This window comes from Tunturiibacter empetritectus (genome assembly GCF_014201375.1).
Classification (GTDB): Bacteria; Acidobacteriota; Terriglobia; order Terriglobales; family Acidobacteriaceae; genus Edaphobacter; species Edaphobacter lichenicola_D.
The window spans coordinates 92969-110003 of the sequence record NZ_JACHDZ010000005.1; the positions used below are offsets into that span (position 1 = coordinate 92969).

Sequence of the window (17035 nt, forward strand, 5' to 3'; positions counted from 1 at the left end):
CGACAAAGCTAACGAGCTCCTACCGTTATGACGGTGTTGCCATAAACTAGTCCGTGAATCTATCAAGATGCAGGTTACGATTAACCGTATGAGCAAAAGCAAAACAGCGGGCGCTGCCAGGGCGTCAGTTCGTTATCTCGGGTTCTGCCTCTTTCTCGCCTGCAGTCTGCCGCACGCACAAGGGCAGGGCAGTCAGCCGGCGCAGACCCCAGCCAGCGGCCCCGGCACAGCCACCAACAGCTCTGCCGTGGCGAACGCCCAGCAAAATCTGTACACCGCCTCCGGCCAGAACGGCGCCCAGCCCACGCAGGACTCCTTCAAGGGCAGCGTGGTCACCGGCAAGGCGACCGACGGGGTTCTCGACCTCTCGCTCGATGACGCCATCCAGCGCGGCCTGCGTCAGAACCTCGGCCTCATCCTGCAGACCTCATCCGTCAAGAACGCCGCCGGCCAGCGCCTCGAGGAGCTGCAGCCGCTCCTACCCACCGTCACCGCATCGGCAAGCATCGAGGTCGAGCAGGTCAACCTCGCCGCCTTCGGCCTGAGGTTTCCTGGCCTCCAGCCCATCATCGGACCATTTCAAGTGGTCGACTTCCGCGCCTACCTCACCCAGAACCTGGTCAACGTCTCAGCGCTCAAAAACTACCTCGCCGCGAAGCATAACTTCCAGGGCGCACGCCTCACTGCGGAGGATGCACGCGACCTCGTAGCCCTGACCGTGGGCAACGCCTATCTGCTGTGCATCGCAGACACCGCCCGCATCGAAGCGGTCACCGCAGAGTTGGCAACATCAAAGGTCTCGCTCGATCAGGCCGTAGCCGCACACGACGCCGGCACCAGCCCCAAGCTCGACGTCCTGCGCGCCCAGGTGGACTACCAGAACGAGGAGCAGACGCTGATCTCGTCGAAGAACAACCTCGAAAAGGATAAGCTCGCTCTGGCGCGAACCATCGGGCTGCCCCTCGACCAGGTCTTCCGCCTCACCGACCTCGTCCCCTTTCAGGCGCTCGACAACGTCGATCCGCAGGCCGCATTTGTGCAGGCGCTCAAGACGCGGAAAGATCTGAAGGCCTACGCCGAACAGGTGAAGTCCGCCAGCGATGAGAAGACGTCTGCCTGGGCCTACCAGCTTCCCGTTGCCAGCTTCTCAGGCGACATCGGCGACATCGGCACCACGCCAGGCCACTCCCACGGAACCTTCACCGCAACCGGCCTGGTCAGCGCCCCCATCCTTCAGATCGCGAAGACCAAGGGACAGGAACAGGTAGCCGACGCCCAGTATGAGCAGGCCCGCGCGAAGCTCTCCGATCAGGTCCAGCAGGTCAATCAGGATGTGCGGGACAGCCTGCTCGATATTCAGTCGGCCGCGAAGTTGGTCGAGTCCACGCACTCCAATGTAGATCTTGCCAACGAGGCTCTCAGCGAGGCGCAGCAGCGCTTTCACGCCGGGGTTTCCGACAACCTGCCCGTCTCGCAGGCGCAGTCCCAGACCGAACAGGCCAACGACCAATACATCAGCGCGCTCTACCAGCACAACGTCGCCAAGCTCGCCCTGGCCCGTGCCCTCGGCATAGCGCAGTCCAACTACAAAGATTATCTCGGAGGAAAGTAAACTTGCCAGACCAATCAGATCAGCAGCAGGAAGGCCAGACCGCGCAGATCAGCGGCACAGTGCAGATCAAGCCGAACATAGGGGACAAACAGCCTCCCGCCGACTCCCATAAGCAGGAAGAGGAGGACGCGCCGGAGAAGAAATCCGGTCGCAAATTCATCATCATCGCGGTCATCATCCTCCTCGTCATTGGAGCCGGAATCTTCTACTGGCGCTCCACCTTCAGCGAGGACACCGACGACGCCCAGGTAGACGGCGATCTCTACCAGGTAAGCTCCCGCGTCACCGGTCAGGTTATCAAGGTCTACGTGGAAGACAATCAGCAGATCAAAGTAGGCGATCCCATCGCCGAGATCGACCCCCGCGACTATCAGGTAGCCCTCGAGCAGGCACAGGCTAACCTCGCCAGCTCGCAGGCCGCTGCTATTCAGGCTACGGTTAACGTGCCCATCATCGGCGTCAATGTAAACACCAGTGTCAGTACCACCGGTTCGGACGTTACTGGCAGTACTGCAGCGGTCGAGCAGGCCCGTAAGCAGGCTCAGGCCGCAGAGGCCCGCGTCGTCGCAGCCAAGGCTACCGCGGTCAAATCACACCTCGACGTAGAGCGCTACACGCCGCTGGTAGAAAAAGACGTCATCTCGAAGCAGCAGTATGATGCTGCCGTAGCCACCGATGCCGCCAACCAGGCCTCTGTCCTCGAGGCCGAAGCGACGGTCATTGGCCAGCAGGCTGCGGTCAATCAGGCGATCCAGAAGCTGGCGCAATCGCGTTTTTCGGCCGCGCAATCGGTCAAAACCGGCCCCGATCAGGTACGGGTCCAGCAAGCCAAGGCTAACTCCGCCCTCGCTGACGTCAAGCAGGCCCAGGCCAGGGTCGATCAGGCCCTGCTGAACCTCGGCTACACCCACATCACCGCTCCCACCACCGGTATCGTCAATAAAAAGAACGTTCAGGTGGGCGCAAATCTCAGCATCGGGCAGGACGTCCTGACCATCATCCCCTTGACCAACCTCTGGGTCACAGCAAACTTCAAGGAGACGCAGCTCTCCAAGATGAAGCCCGGCCAGTCGGTCACCCTCAAGGTGGACGCACTCGGAGGACGCAAGTTCCACGGCAAGGTGACGCAGATCGGCGGCGCTACCGGCTCCAGGCTCTCCCTCTTTCCCCCTGAAAACGCCACTGGAAACTACGTCAAGGTCGTCCAGCGAATTCCTGTTCGTGTCGATTTCACGAATCTGCAACAGGAGAACGGCGACTACGCCCTGCGTCCAGGCATGTCGGTTACGCCGGACGTAGAGGTCAAATAATCGAGGGGAAACCGACGCCGTCGCCACGGCATCTGAGAACTGAAAGGTTCTTACGAGGTGGAAGATGGCAGTTGTAATCAAGAAGGCAAGTTCGAGCGCCGCGAACGTAGCGCCGCACTGGCACGCACATGCGAAAGAGATCCAGAAGTACGGCTCGGTGGTCGAGGACATGCCTCACCCATTGAGCGCGAAGGTCCGGGCCGACATGGTCGCCCAGTTGAACCAGCTCCTGGCCGACTCTATCGTCCTGCGCGATATGTACAAGAAGCATCACTGGCAGGTGGCAGGACCGACCTTCTACCAGCTTCATCTTCTCTTCGATAAGCACTTCGACGAGCAGGTCGAGATGGTCGATACCATCGCCGAGAGGGTTCAGCTTCTGGGTGGCGTCACCATTGCTATGGGCGGCGACGTGGCGGAGATCACTCGTATCCGGCGTCCGCCCCGCGGCAGGGAAGAGGTGCCCGTACAGATCTCCCGCCTCCTGGAAGCCCACAAGGTCATTATCCAAAGCTGCCTCGACATCTCCGAGGCAGCCGATAAGGCGGGCGACCAGGGCACCAACGATCTCGTCGTCAGCGATATTCTTCGTCCCAATGAACTGCAATCCTGGTTCATCGGCCAGCATCTGGTAGAGATGCCTTTGATCCTGGAAAAGTAGAACTTCGAAAAATAGGCCTCCTCGAATAAATAGGACGAGGAAAATAGACGAGGAGTGCCGGGAAGTCGTGGAATCCTGGCTTTACGCTTCACGAAAACAGCCCGGTCGCGCGAAGCGTCCGGGCTGTTATGTTTAACGCAGCGGAGTCGCATCCAACGGTCGGCTCCAATCATCTGTAGTAAGTACACTCCTATGCCGATCGCACTCGCATTCTTCGTCCACTACGCCTACCTGATCGTATTCCTATGGGTACTGGTGGAGCAGATCGGCATCCCGATTCCAAGCATCCCGGTTCTGCTCACCGCAGGGACCCTTAGCGCGACTCACACGATTAGCCATCTCTATGTCGTGATTGCGGTTCTGTTCGCCTGCCTCATAGCAGACACCATCTGGTTCGCTCTCGGCCGGCGCTTCGGAAACAGTGTCCTGAAGCTGCTCTGCCGCCTGTCGTTTGAAGCCTCCACCTGCGTCAGCAAGACCGAGGGCTACTTCACCCGCCGCGGCCCAGTCACTCTGCTCTTCGCGAAGTTCGTCCCCGGCCTCAGCACCGTAGCGGCGCCCATTGCCGGCCAGACCGGGATGCCCTACCCCAAGTTCCTCATGTGGGATCTCGCCGGCTCTCTCATCTGGGGAGAGACCTTCATCCTCGCCGGCCGATTCTTCGGCGATGTAGCCAAGAAAAGCGCGCCCTTCCTGCACTGGCTCGGCCACTTTGCCTTCTTCATCTTCGCTCTGATGGTCCTGGGCTTCTTGGCTCACCGTATCTGGAAGCAGCGCAAGTTCCTTCAGCAGGTTCGCGAGCTGCGCCTCGAGCCGACCGAACTGAAGGCGATGCTCGACGCAGCCGAAGCCAGTGGCAATACCCCTCCCTTCATCGTCGATCTGCGCCACCCCCTCGACTATCTCCCCGACCCGCGCGTGCTGCCCGGAGCACTTCGCATCGGACCGAACGAACTCAAGGCTCACAGCGAGATCATCCCCCGCGATCGCGATGTCATCCTCTACTGCACCTGCCCCAGTGAAGAGACCAGCGCCAAACTTGCCTTGCAGCTGCACAAGATGGGCGTCTACCGCGTCCGGCCCCTCCGCGGCGGCTTCGATGGCTGGAAGGAAGCAGGCTTCCCGCTGGTCGATTACGTCACCGAGGCGCCAAGTGCAGATGTCGTCCAGCAGATTCTTCCGGCTGACTCCAAAACCGCCGTCCCCTCCATGTAGTCGAGCGGGGAGTATCCCGACCAACGGGAGGGCCTAAGCCGCTCCGGGCTGCAGGACAAGGTACACAAGTCACGAAGTGACCGCCCCACGCGGAGTGGGCCCGTCCGGCAGGACCGGGTGTTTCAACCCCCCATCCGAAAATTGACTGTAATCGTCGTCTGCACCTCCACAGCCTCCCCATTCAATAGGTAAGGCCGGTATCGCGCCGCTCGTATCGCATCCATCGCCGCGCTTTGCAACATCACCGGTCCGCTCAGCACGTGCAGACTCTCGATGGTTCCACCTCGCGAGATCACCGCCTCCACGACCACCGTTCCCTCCACATGTGCAGCCCTGGCAATCGCCGGATACACCGGACGAATCGGCGCAATCAACAATCCCTGCGAGACCCCTGTCGAGACGTGAATCGTCTTAGACGGAGCTTTCCCGGAACCCAACCCCGGCCCCACGGACACTCCAGAATGCGGCCCACACTCTCTCACGCTAAGCCCAATAGGCAACCCATAGGGCATCCCCATGCTGGCGGGATCGAGGAGCGAAGGCTCTTCCTCCGCCGCAACCCCTCTGCCCGGTAGCCGCGCCTGGAGGATCGCCGGCTGAGGAGGAGCCGCCGCAAAGCTCGATGCGGCCTCTGTAACGTGCTGTACTCGCAACGGAGGCGCAGGCGGCTTCGGCACCAACGGCAGCAGCATCTTCGGCGCTTCGATAGAAAACGGCAGCGTCTCCGGATGCAGCAAGGGCAAAGCGATCACCAGGCCGGCAACGGCAAACTGCAAGGCGATCGACGCCACGGACGTCCAGCGTTTGCTCGACGACACTTCACCAACACGCGACTCAACAAGACTCTCCTCAAACATGGAAGCACCTCCAACGTTCGGATCTGGTCGGATCTGGTTCCGATCCAGGGTGCGCATCCAGCGAGGAATACGGCTGTACCTTGTTAGACACCCATGCCGTGCCCGTATGTTCCCGAAGCGGGAGCCTGCGCAGCACAGCCTGGAATGCGGTCGTTCGTGGCTCAACCCTTCCAAAAGCAGGCGAGGACGATCGTCCTCTGAAACTCAAGGCGCGGTACTTGACACAACCATCCCCTCCCAGCAGCTAAACTGAAAAGAGAACAAGTCTCTAAGTCCACATGAAAGTACAAGAAGTCCACCCTTAAGGTGTTTCGTTCGAAGACTTTGCACACTTTTCACGGGGGAGGGGGGACACCTCCCGTCCCAACACACAAGGCATCAGCAGGAGAGGGAATTGGCCTACAACGATCTACGCGAATGGATTAAGCAGCTTGAGAAGGCCGGAGAGCTGAAGCGCATCACCATCGAGGTCTCGCCCGACCTCGAGATGGCCGAGATCGCCGACCGCACCGCCAAACTAGGTCGAGGCACAGCCAGGGCAGGCGGCCCCGCGCTCCTCTTCGAAAACGTAGAAGGCTATCCCGGCGCTCGCGTCCTGATGAACCAGTTCGGCAGCGAACGCCGCATGAGGCTTGCGCTCGAGACCGACTCGCTCGACGCCATTGCCGACCGCATCCGCACCCTCATCAAGCCACAGACCCCAACCAGCTTCATGGACAAGCTCAAGCTCCTGCCGACGCTCGCCGAAGTAGGCAGCTTCTTCCCGAAGGTCGTCTCCGCCAAAGACGCCCCCTGCAAACAAGTCATCCATCGCGGCGAAGAAGTAAATCTCCTCGAGCTACCCATCCTCAAGACATGGCCACAAGATGGCGGCCCCTTCATCACCCTCCCCTGTGTCATCACGCGCGACCCAAAGTCCGGCAAGCGCAACGTAGGCATGTACCGCATGCAGGTCTACGACGGCAAGACTACCGGCATGCACTGGCAGCGCCAGAAGGTTGCCGCAGAGCACATGCGCGAGCGCCTCCGCGAGGCCTCTCCCGACTCCGCCGCCCGCGTCGACCTGATGGCCATCACCGCCGGCGGCACCGCTGCCGCACCCTCTCTCGACACCCTCACCACCACCACCGTCACCAGGATCCGCGAAGACCGCATGGAGGTCGCCGTAGCCATCGGCACCGACCCCGCCACCACCTTCAGCGCCATAGTCCCCGCCCCACCCGACGTCGAGGAGTACCTCATCGCCGGCTTCCTCCGCCAGAAGCCCCTCGAATTAGTCAAAGCCGAGACGGTAGACCTTGAAGTTCCAGCCAACGCCGAGTACATTTTCGAAGGCTACGTTGAGCTGGGCGAACTCCGCACCGAAGGCCCCTTCGGCGACCACACGGGCTTCTACACCATGCAGGACGAGTACCCCGTCTTCCACATCACCTGCATCACCCACCGCAAAGACCCCATCTACGCGGCCACCATCGTCGGCAAGCCCCCCATGGAAGACGCCTGGATGGGCAAAGCCGTCGAGCGTATCTTCCTCCCGCTCATGCAGCTCACCCTGCCTGAGATCGTCGACGTCAATCTTCCCGCCGAGGGTGTCTTCCACAACCTCATGATCGTCTCGATCAAAAAATCCTATGCCGGTCACGCACGCAAGATCATGAACGGCATCTGGGCCATGGGTCAGGCGATGTTCACCAAGTGCATCATCGTCGTCGACGAAGACTGCGACGTGCAGGACCTCGCAGAAGTCACCCTCCGCACCGCCAACAACATCGATCCCGAGCGCGACATCCAGTTCACGCTCGGCCCGGTCGACTCGCTCGACCACGCCAGCCGCCTGCCCAACTTCGGCAGCAAGATGGGCATCGACGCCACGCGCAAGTGGGCCGCCGAAGGCTTCGATCGCCCCTGGCCGCCCATGCTCACCATGGATGCCGAAGTAAAGGCAAAGGTCGATGCCCTGTGGAGGAAGCTCGGCATCGAGTAAAACCAAACAACTCTCGCCGGACAATTCAGCTGACCGTGTGTGTCGCAAGCGCAATCGTCACTACATCGTTAGGCGTCTTTGTGGTGGACCCATCGCTCTCCGGATGATATTCGACCGTCATCGTCGTCGCATTCACAATCACGCGAAGATATCCATAGTCGGTGGCATCGTAGCTCTCCAGCGTCAGCGTGCTGTCGATCTTGTATGGTGTTCGGAACGTGCCCCGCATCGCCGAAAGCGGATTATGCCCTCCGCAACCCGCGACGATAAACGGTATCTGGAGCTTGTTGACCGTGCGCGTGTACCGCTGGTAGTTATGCGCGTGTCCCGAGAAGACCGCATGTGGCCACACTCCCGCCGCAGTGCAAGCTGCATCAATATCCGCCAGCATCAGCGGGCTGCCTCCATGCTCCACGCCCCCGGTGAACGGAGGATGATGCACCGCGATGATCACCGCGCCAGCAAACTTATCGCTCTTTACCCGCTTCAATGCAGCCGTTAGAAATGCAATCTGCCGATTATCCAGTACGGTGTTCTGTCCGTTTTCACCAGAGATGACGCCGGGATCTTCCAGCACATTGCTATACAGGCCGAGGATGCGCACAAACGGAGCCTCCAGCGTGAAGTACACGCCTGGCTGGATCATCGTCGTGCGAAGAAGATTCCCCGAGTCCGGCGATTGAGCCGCTGTAGCCGAACAGAAGTTGCGCAGGAACGCATCCAGCGTTGGCGCCGGATCGTTCGGGTAGACCACGCCATCATGGTTGCCCGCGACCGCAAAGATGGGCGCGGGATAGTCACGGTAGGGCTCGAAGAACTGGTCGTAGTAGTAAGTGCTTTCGCCAAAGTAATAGACCACGTCGCCCAGGTGGAAGAAAAAAGACGGAACATCGGCCGGATTCGCTTCACTGAAGTCCGAAACCATCTTGTCGGCCACCAGCGACTGAGTGTCAGGCCCGGTTACGCTGCCGGTGTCGCCGACCGAGTGGAACACAATCTGCTTCGCCAGGTGAATCGCCTTGACGACTCCAACGCCTGCAAGTCCATAGGCCTGCTCCAGGGTCACGATCGGCTCGACCGTACCTCCGGCAGGTTGCGGCACGGGCTCAACCTTGGCGATTCCTCGATACTTCTGGTCCGTAACCGGATCTTTGAACCCGATCGGATCGGGAGAAGGTTTAGGTTGCGAAAAGATCGGCTGATCGTTTGCAGCGCCCGGCTGCTGGGGCTTGCCATCGGCATCGAAGTTCTTGGTAGCGTACTGCAGTGTCTGACGAGGTGTTTTTTTTCGCATCGGGACCTCCAGCGGTCAGAGAATGCCCCCCAGGATACGCGCCCCTGGGGCGAAGAATTGTGAAACCTGGAATATTTGCCTGTCACCAAAAGCCTGACACGCAAAAGCCTGTCACCTACAAGACACGAGAGCCACGCCTACTCCGCGCTCTTCACCGTAATCGCACTCAGATTCCGCACCCAACGTTGCGGCTTCTTGTCTTCACTATCGACAAGCCTGAACTGCCCATCTTCCCCCAGCGGCTTGCCTCCCATACCGGTCGCAACGATCACAGTGTCGTTATGCTCTGAGCCCTCAATCTCCGTAACCGAATAAAGTACCCAGTACTTATCCGTCCCTTCCGCCACGAGATAGCTTCGCAGCATCTTCTGGTGGGTCGTCTTATCGACCGGCAACCCATACTTCGCCAACAGCGCCCCCAACAACACACCCGAGTAGGTCTCATCCACCTTGGTGTGCTCGTTGTGAACGGTGATCGTCGTCTGCGGCATCGCCGACAGATCTGCAACCGACAGCGTCGTCGCCTTGCCATCCACGGTTAAGACCAGGCTCGTCGAAGGCTGCGCCGGAGCGTGCTGGTGCTCCGCCATCACCCCCATCGGAACCGTCTGCGCGCTTGCCGTGGCGGCGATCACTCCGGCAAAACAAAAACTTACCAGCATCGAGAGGGAAAGGGAGGCGGTTTTCATGGCTTTCAGCCTACCGCGCCCCCGTCGTATACTCAAGGCATGTCTATCGTCCGCGACGCCGCAGCCATTGCCAAGGGTATGAGCATCACGCTGAAGCAGGTCTTCCAGCCGACCGAAGTCGAGAACTATCCCGACGGCAAAGGTCCCATGCGCGGAGCCAAATTTGAGGAGCGCTTCCGCGGCAAGCACCAGTTGCAACGCGACGAGAACGGCCTCGAAAAGTGTGTCGCCTGCTTCCTCTGCGCCGCCGCCTGCCCGTCGAACTGCATCTACATCGAGGCCGCCGAGAACACTGAAGAGACTCGCATCTCCTCCGCCGAGCGTTACGCCAAGGTCTACAACATCGACTACAACCGCTGCATCTTCTGCGGCTACTGTGTCGAGGCCTGCCCCACCGACGCCATCACCCACGGTCACGGCTTCGAACTCGCCAGCCTTAACGCCACGACCCTCGTCATGCGCAAGGAAGACCTGCTCATTCCCACTCCAGCGCTTCCCGATGCCGTGCGGTCCCAGAAGGACCAGGCAGAGATCCTGGCCTAAGAGATTCGCGCCTAAAAGATCCACGCTGATGTTTACAGAACCTGACGGGCGAGCTCTCCGCACTACGACGGGCGCGACAACGCACCGCGCAACCAGTGAAGGACATCAAATAGAGATGAAGACAGCTAACCAGCATCCCCTTGAAAAGATCTTCGAGAGCAGAATTGCCATTATCGATGGAGCGATGGGCACGACGATCCGCACCTACGGCATGAAGGAAGCTGACATCCGCGGCGAGCGATTCAAGGACTCGACCAAGGACCTGCTCAACAACGGCGATCTCTTCTCGTTGACCCAGCCGAAGATGATCTGCGACATTCATCGCCGCTTTCTGGAAGCCGGGGCGGACATCATCGAGACCAACACCTTCGGCGCGACCAGCATCACCCAGAGCGAGTTCTTCGTAGACGATCCGCGCGAGCAGGGCGGCCGCAAAGATCCAGAGTTCTACCAGAAGATCATCGACGATCCGATGCTCAACAATCTCGCATGGGAGATCAACCAACAGTCGGCGCGACAGTGTCGCGAATGGGCCGACCGTGTCGCGAACGAAACCGGACGCCAGCGCTTTGTCGCGGGAGCGATCGGCCCACTGACGGTCTCTCTCTCGAACTCCCCCGACGCCGACGATGCGGGCTTCCGTGTAGTCACGTTCGATCAGGTAAAAAACGCCTACAAGCAGCAGGTACGTGCGCTCATCGCAGGCGGCTCCGATCTCTTGCTGGTCGAGACGATCTTCGACTCCCTGAATGCCAAGGCCGCACTCGTCGCCATTCGCGAGGTCTTCGACCAGGACGGCCTTACTGCAAGCAACAAGGAGCTGCCGGTGATGATCTCCGCAGCAGTAGGACGCGGTGGTGAGACGCTGATCTCCGCGCAGACCACCGAGGCATTCTGGAACGCGGTGCAGCACGTGAAGCCGCTATCAGTGGGTCTCAACTGCTCGCTCGGTCCTGATTTGATGTATCCGTTCCTCGACGAGCTTGCAACGAAGGCGGACGTAGCGATCTCGTGCTACCCGAATGCCGGCCTGCCAAATCCTCTCTCCGAGACCGGGTTCGATCTCGGGCCGCAGGACATGGCCCGTTATCTCGGCGATTTTGCGCGCGCAGGTTTGATCAACATCGCCGGCGGCTGCTGCGGCAACACGCCCGAGCACATCGCAGCGATCGCCAAGGCACTCGAAGGCCAGCCACCGCGACAGTTGGCTCGCCAGATCGAGCGTGCCGCGTGAGTGTGAGCGCAACCGAGCCCACCACCAAGCCGCTCCGTCTCTCAGGATCACAGCCCTTCACCCAGCAGGCTGGCGTCTTCATTATGATCGGCGAACGAACCAACGTTGCCGGCTCGCCGAAGTTCGCGAAGCTCGTGAAAGAGGGCAAGTACGAAGAAGCAGTCAGCATCGCCCGGCAGCAGGTTGAGAACGGCGCCAACGTCCTCGACATTTGCATGGACGAGGGCATGATCGACGGCGTCGCCGCCATGACGCGCTACCTGCAGTTGCTGGCCAGCGAGCCCGAAGTCGCCAAGGTTCCGTTCATGATCGACTCCTCAAAGTGGGAGGTCATCGAAGCGGGGCTCAAATGCCTGCAGGGCAAGGGCATCGTGAACTCGATCTCGCTCAAAGAGGGCGAAGAGAAGTTCCGCCAGAACGCCGCGACAGTACTGAAGTACGGCGCTGCGGTTGTCGTAATGGCATTCGACGAGCAAGGTCAGGCCGCGACCTACGAGGAAAAGATTCGCATCTGCGAGCGAGCCCACCGGATCCTCGTCGACGAGGTCGGCTTTCCGCCCGAAGACATCATCTTCGACCCAAACATCCTCACCGTCGCCACCGGCATGGAGGAGCACAACAACTACGCCGTCGACTTCATCAACGCCACACGCTGGATCAAGGCCAATCTGCCGCACGCAAAGGTGAGTGGCGGCGTCTCGAACATCTCCTTCAGCTTCCGTGGCAACAACAAGGTTCGTGAAGCTATGCACTCGGCGTTTCTCTATCACGCCATCGCCGCCGGTCTGGACATGGGAATCGTGAACGCCGGAATCCTCGAGGTCTACGAGGAGATCGACCCCGAGCTGAAAGTCTTAGTCGAAGACGTTCTACTCAACCGCCGTCCAGACGCGACGGAGCGTCTAGTGGAGTTCGGCGAATCACTGAAGCACGTCGGCTCGGTGGTAAGCGAAAAGAAGGCCGAAGAGTGGCGCAACGGCACCGTCGAGGAGCGTCTCTCCCACGCACTGGTCAAGGGAATCGACACCTACATAGAACTCGACGCCGAAGAGGCTCGCGTCAAGCTTGGCCGTCCTCTCCTGGTCATCGAAGGTCCGCTGATGGACGGCATGGGCGTGGTGGGCGATCTCTTTGGAGCGGGGAAGATGTTCCTGCCCCAAGTCGTCAAGTCTGCTCGCGTCATGAAAAAGGCTGTAGCGCACCTGACACCCTTCATGGAAGCTGAGAAAGCTGAGATGGCCGCCTCTGGCCAGGTTGTCAAAGCTCAGGGAAAGATCCTGCTAGCAACCGTCAAGGGTGACGTTCACGACATCGGCAAGAACATCGTCGGCGTCGTGCTCGCCTGCAATAACTACGAGGTCATCGACATGGGCGTGATGGTCTCCTCTGAGAAGATCCTCGAACGCGCCAAGGCCGAGAAAGTCGACCTTATCGGCCTCAGCGGCCTCATCACGCCCTCTCTCGACGAGATGGTGCATGTAGCCCGCGAGATGGAGCGCCAGGGCTTCAAACTGCCGTTGCTCATCGGCGGCGCAACCACCAGTCGCAGACACACAGCCATCAAGATTGCGCCGCACTACAGCGAGCCGGTGGTGCACATCCTCGACGCCAGCCGCGCCGTGCCCGTCACGACCAGCCTTCTCAGCGACGAAGGCAAGCCAGCGTTCGTCGCGCAGCACCGCACTGAGTATGAGGCCCTCCGCGCCGCCCACTCCGCACCGCGCCAGACGGTGATCTCCCTTGAGGCTGCTCGCGCCAGACGAACTCCGATTGCGTGGCGTGCCGAAGACTTGCCCACACCGGCGTTTACCGGCGTACGCGTGCTCGACAACTTCCCGTTGGCCATACTGCGCGAGTACATCGACTGGTCGCCGCTCTTCCACGCCTGGGGTCTGAAGGGCGTCTACCCTCGCATCCTCGAACACGAACAACAAGGCGAACAGGCCCGTCAGATCTTCGCCGACGCCAACACTCTGCTGGATCGCATCATCGAAAAGAATCTGATCACCGCGCGCGGCGTCTACGGCTTCTTTCCCGCCAGCGCCGTGGGCGACGATGTGGCGCTCTACTTAGACGACACACGCGAGACAGAGCTCGACCGCTTTCACTTCCTCCGCCAGCAGGCAAACAAGGAGGGCAGCGAACCGTGTCGATCACTCGCCGACTTCATCGCACCGAAAGAGACAGGCTTGGCCGATCACATCGGCGCCTTCGCTGTGACCACCGGCATCGGCCTGAAGGAGCTCTGCGACCGCTTCCGGGCCGACAACGACGACTACAACGCCATCATGGCCGAGGCTGTAGCCGATCGCCTCGCCGAAGCCTTCGCTGAGTGTCTGCACAAACGCGTCCGGGATGAGTGGGGTTACGGGCTTAAAGAAGGTCTCACTCCCGCCGATCTCATCCAGGAGAAGTATCGCGGTATCCGGCCTGCCGCGGGTTATCCGGCCTGCCCCGACCACACCGAGAAAGGCACCCTCTGGCGTCTGCTCGACGTGCAGGCCAATACCGGCATGTTGATTACGGAGTCGTTTGCGATGTGGCCCGGCTCGAGCGTAAGCGGACTTTACTTCGCGCACCCAGAGTCGCGTTACTTCAGCCTCGGAAAGATCGACCGCGATCAGGTCGCCGACTATCACGAGCGCAAGGGAATGAGTGTGGCTGAGGTCCAGCGGTGGCTGGGCCAGAATCTAAACTACGATCCCGAGTAAGAAATCTATCAAGGTCGAAGTAGTTGCGCAGCGTGTTCGCCCCTTAAGGTAATCACCATCTTATGAGCGGCTTGAGTCTCGCGATTTGCCCCTGGAATCGGTCAAAACCTCCGGTAAAATAAAGAGGACCCTTTCAAACGCGGTCGGTCTGGGAGAATCTCTTCAACCCCACCCCCAGCGTTGCTTCGAGGATTCGAAGACTGGGCGCACGGTCTAGCTGAAAGTTGTTAAAGAACCAATGGAAACTCCCATCAGCAACACCCGGTCCATCCTGCATATCTGCACCCGCGAGACCATTCGGCCCTTACGCGACCAGGTTCTCCGCCTCTCAGGATTTAATGTTGACTCCACCCTCGACCACAACGAAGGGCTGTCCATGTTTTGGTCGCGCCACTACGATCTTGTTCTGATCGATGTCGAAGGCGAAGAGGGAATCCCGCGCGCCGAACACATGTGCTCCAAGATAAAGACTGCCCAGCATCAACAGCTCGTAGCCTTCGTCTGCAACTGGCGCGTTGCCATCCTCACCGACTGCCCCGACGAGATCGTTCGCACGGAGTTCGATCCCGCCGCCTTCGCCAAGGGAGTCAAGGACATCATCCCGCCGCCGCCGAATACCACTTCAAACTAAATCTGTGGAACCGGAATCGTCCGCTTATCCGCGCTGACCATGGTCTTCGGCTTGGTTGTTGTCGTCGCAGGCGTCGCGGTAGTTGCGGCGGCGGCGCTAGCGTGGCCACTGGCAGCTGGAGCTATCTGCACATTCGCAGCAGGGACCGCGCTCTGAGCCGTGGTGCTCGTCGTCGTGGCGGTCGTCGGTGTAGCCGCAGACTTCTTCGCCTTCGCCGTCGTAGCACTCTGTGCCACCGCGAACGAACCAGCCAGCAGCAGCACGCTCATCGCAAAACTCCCAGCAAACTCGATCTCTCTCTTCATCGGCGATTCTCTCCTCAACCAGATTCGTGCACTTACCACCTGCCCAGTACACTCACCCACCCGCATTTCGTCGATACAACTTCCGCGTCAAAAATCTCCACAAGTTGCGACCCCACGCTAGCTGTGGTACAAACAATACATTCCAGTCTGCTTCGGCAGATTTGAATTTCATGCAGAGTGGTTGAGGGACGAGCCCTTTGACGCCACGACAACCGGACAGAACAAAGGCGTACCGGTGTCAACTCTCTCCTGGGAGCCTTCTTGGCTGCTACAGGGAACATGAGATTCGGAGCACGCAAGCCCGAATTCCAGGTTTGCACCCCGCATTTCACCTTCCCAGCCTATCCGGCGACCCCAAAAAAGAGAGTAAGCGCAAAAAGTTCACCCTTTCCCCTCGGAAAGAGCACGATGAACTACTCCTGTAGCCGGTACGAGCTGAAGTGCAACGAGTGCGGCAAGCGGTTCGGCAACCAACCCCTCTCTGCCTGCCCCGATTGCCTCGCCCCCCTTGAAATCGCCTATGACCTCGAGGCCGTCCGAGGCATCTTCACCAAGGAAAACATCGCAGCCGGCCCGGCCAACATCTGGCGTTACGCCGCTCTCCTCCCCATCCCCGAAGGCTTCGAGCCCGATCTCCCCGTGGGTTTCACCCCACTCGTCCGCGCAAAGAATCTCGGCAAGCGCATCGGCGCCACCAATTTCTACGTCAAGAACGACGCCGTTTGCTTTCCGACCCTCAGCTTCAAGGATCGCGTCGTCTCCGTCGCCCTCGCCAACGCACAGAAGTTCGGCTTTGAGATCGTCGGCTGCTCCTCCACCGGCAACCTCGCCAACTCTGTCGCCGCGCAGGCCGCCCGCCTCGGTCTCAAAGCCACCATCCTCGTTCCTGCCGATCTCGAGCCGGCCAAGATTCTCAACACCCTCGTCTACGGCGCGCGCCTCATCCGCATCGACGGCAACTACGACCACGTCAACCGCCTCTGCACCCAGATCGCGGACGAGTACGCCTGGGGCCTCGTCAACGTAAACCTCCGCCCCTACTACGCCGAAGGCTCGAAGACAGTAGGCTACGAGATCGCCGAGCAGCTCGGCTGGCGTCTCCCCGACAACGTCGTTGTTCCCATGGCCGGCGGCTCGCTCATCCGCAAAATTCGAAAGGCCTTTCAGGAGTTGATCGATCTGGGATTGGTTGACGCCAAGCTCGTCCGCTTCTTCGGAGCACAGGCCTCCGGTTGCTCGCCCATCTCCGTCGCCGTCAAAGAGGGAACTGACTACATCGAACCGCAGCGCCCCAACACCATCGCCCGCTCGCTCGCCATCGGCAACCCAGCCGACGGCCCTGCCGCCGCGAAGATGATCCGCAGCACAGGCGGCTGGGCAGAGGATGTCTCCGACGTCGAAATCGTCTCCGGCATTCAAGAGCTCGCCGAGACCGAAGGCATCTTCACCGAGACCGCCGGCGGCGTCACCACCGCAGTCACCGCGAGACTCTACGCCGATGGTCGCATAACCCCCGACGAGATCACCGTAACCTGCATTACCGGCAACGGACTCAAAACCACAGACGCACTCGCCCAGAGCTACTCGCATCTCAACGCCCGCGCCGTCCGCCCGCGACTAGCAGACTTCGACGCCTACCTCCGCGAACTCGACGGAATCACAGAGCCAGAACTGGCCACCGCAGGAGCCCTCTAATGTCTATCAAAGTCACCCTCCCCACTGCCTTCATACGCCACACCGATGGCCGCAAACACTTCAACTCCGCAGCTGCCAACCTCCCCGGACTTATCGCCGACATCGACCAGACCTTCCCCGCGCTTTCCACGCAGATCAAGGATGAAGAAGGCAAGCTCCGCCGCTTCATCAATATCTACGTCAACGACGAGGACATCCGATTCCTCGGCGGCGAAACCTACGCCTTCCAGGACGGCGACGAGATCATGCTCATCCCCTCCATAGCCGGCGGCACAGGCTAGCCAGCCGCAGCCG

At 60.3% G+C, this 17035-nt stretch carries 15 protein-coding genes and 1 riboswitch; of the genes, 11 read left to right on the plus strand and 4 right to left on the minus strand.

Annotation, left to right across the window (positions count from 1 at the left end; genetic code table 11):
- Window positions 1–88 precede the first annotated feature (88 nt).
- The 4 genes from HDF10_RS15075 to HDF10_RS15090 all read left to right on the plus strand — a co-directional run bounded on the left by HDF10_RS15075 (window position 89) and on the right by HDF10_RS15090 (window position 4798).
- Window positions 89–1612 (plus strand): TolC family protein, encoded by a 1524-nt coding sequence (locus HDF10_RS15075; protein WP_183814766.1) that lies wholly within the window; start codon window positions 89–91, stop codon window positions 1610–1612.
- Window positions 1613–1614: 2 nt separating this feature from the next.
- Window positions 1615–2922 carry an HlyD family secretion protein gene (locus tag HDF10_RS15080; protein ID WP_183814768.1) on the plus strand — a complete coding sequence of 436 codons (1308 nt, stop codon included), beginning with the start codon at window positions 1615–1617 and terminating at the stop codon, window positions 2920–2922.
- Between the two features lie 64 nt (window positions 2923–2986).
- Complete coding sequence (locus HDF10_RS15085) at window positions 2987–3583, plus strand: Dps family protein (RefSeq protein WP_183814770.1); 597 nt, start codon at window positions 2987–2989, stop codon at window positions 3581–3583.
- A gap of 192 nt (window positions 3584–3775) precedes the next feature.
- The gene (locus HDF10_RS15090) at window positions 3776–4798 is read left to right on the plus strand and encodes a VTT domain-containing protein (RefSeq protein ID WP_183814772.1); all 1023 of its coding nucleotides are present in this window, start codon (window positions 3776–3778) and stop codon (window positions 4796–4798) included.
- 122 nt (window positions 4799–4920) lie between these two features.
- On the opposite strand, the gene HDF10_RS15095 is transcribed toward HDF10_RS15090, so the two are convergent.
- The gene (locus tag HDF10_RS15095) at window positions 4921–5655 is read right to left on the minus strand and encodes an energy transducer TonB (RefSeq protein WP_183814774.1); all 735 of its coding nucleotides are present in this window, start codon (window positions 5653–5655) and stop codon (window positions 4921–4923) included.
- 394 nt (window positions 5656–6049) lie between these two features.
- Between HDF10_RS15095 and HDF10_RS15100 the strand changes: the two genes are divergently transcribed.
- Window positions 6050–7639: a UbiD family decarboxylase gene (locus HDF10_RS15100; protein ID WP_183814776.1), complete on the plus strand. Its 1590-nt coding sequence runs from the start codon at window positions 6050–6052 to the stop codon at window positions 7637–7639.
- A 25-nt stretch (window positions 7640–7664) separates the two neighbouring features.
- On the opposite strand, the gene HDF10_RS15105 is transcribed toward HDF10_RS15100, so the two are convergent.
- Window positions 7665–8933, minus strand: a complete 1269-nt coding sequence (locus HDF10_RS15105; RefSeq protein WP_183814778.1) for a metallophosphoesterase family protein — start codon at window positions 8931–8933, stop codon at window positions 7665–7667.
- Window positions 8934–9070: 137 nt separating this feature from the next.
- Window positions 9071–9622 carry a molybdopterin-binding protein gene (locus HDF10_RS15110; RefSeq protein WP_183814780.1) on the minus strand — a complete coding sequence of 184 codons (552 nt, stop codon included), beginning with the start codon at window positions 9620–9622 and terminating at the stop codon, window positions 9071–9073.
- Between the two features lie 39 nt (window positions 9623–9661).
- Between HDF10_RS15110 and nuoI the strand changes: the two genes are divergently transcribed.
- The 4 genes from nuoI to HDF10_RS15130 all read left to right on the plus strand — a co-directional run bounded on the left by nuoI (window position 9662) and on the right by HDF10_RS15130 (window position 14741).
- Window positions 9662–10165: an NADH-quinone oxidoreductase subunit NuoI gene (gene nuoI / locus HDF10_RS15115; protein ID WP_183814782.1), complete on the plus strand. Its 504-nt coding sequence runs from the start codon at window positions 9662–9664 to the stop codon at window positions 10163–10165.
- A gap of 115 nt (window positions 10166–10280) precedes the next feature.
- Entirely contained in the window at window positions 10281–11399 is a 1119-nt protein-coding gene (locus tag HDF10_RS15120) for a homocysteine S-methyltransferase family protein (RefSeq protein WP_183814784.1), read from the plus strand.
- Window positions 11396–14110: a methionine synthase gene (metH, locus tag HDF10_RS15125; protein ID WP_311732772.1), complete on the plus strand. Its 2715-nt coding sequence runs from the start codon at window positions 11396–11398 to the stop codon at window positions 14108–14110. The genes HDF10_RS15120 and metH overlap by 4 nt, the downstream gene beginning before the upstream one ends.
- Before the next feature lie 238 nt (window positions 14111–14348).
- Window positions 14349–14741, plus strand: a complete 393-nt coding sequence (locus tag HDF10_RS15130) for a response regulator (RefSeq protein WP_183814786.1) — start codon at window positions 14349–14351, stop codon at window positions 14739–14741.
- Here HDF10_RS15130 and HDF10_RS15135 read toward each other — a convergent pair.
- Complete coding sequence (locus HDF10_RS15135; RefSeq protein ID WP_183814788.1) at window positions 14738–15046, minus strand: hypothetical protein; 309 nt, start codon at window positions 15044–15046, stop codon at window positions 14738–14740. The genes HDF10_RS15130 and HDF10_RS15135 overlap by 4 nt on opposite strands.
- Window positions 15047–15211: 165 nt before the next feature.
- A riboswitch (SAM riboswitch) is annotated at window positions 15212–15332 on the plus strand.
- A 122-nt stretch (window positions 15333–15454) separates the two neighbouring features.
- Here HDF10_RS15135 and thrC point away from each other — a divergent pair.
- Window positions 15455–16741, plus strand: a complete 1287-nt coding sequence (gene thrC / locus HDF10_RS15140) for a threonine synthase (RefSeq protein WP_183814790.1) — start codon at window positions 15455–15457, stop codon at window positions 16739–16741.
- Entirely contained in the window at window positions 16741–17022 is a 282-nt protein-coding gene (locus tag HDF10_RS15145; RefSeq protein WP_183814792.1) for a MoaD/ThiS family protein, read from the plus strand. Before thrC ends, HDF10_RS15145 begins: the two co-directional genes overlap by 1 nt.
- Window positions 17023–17035 lie beyond the last annotated feature (13 nt).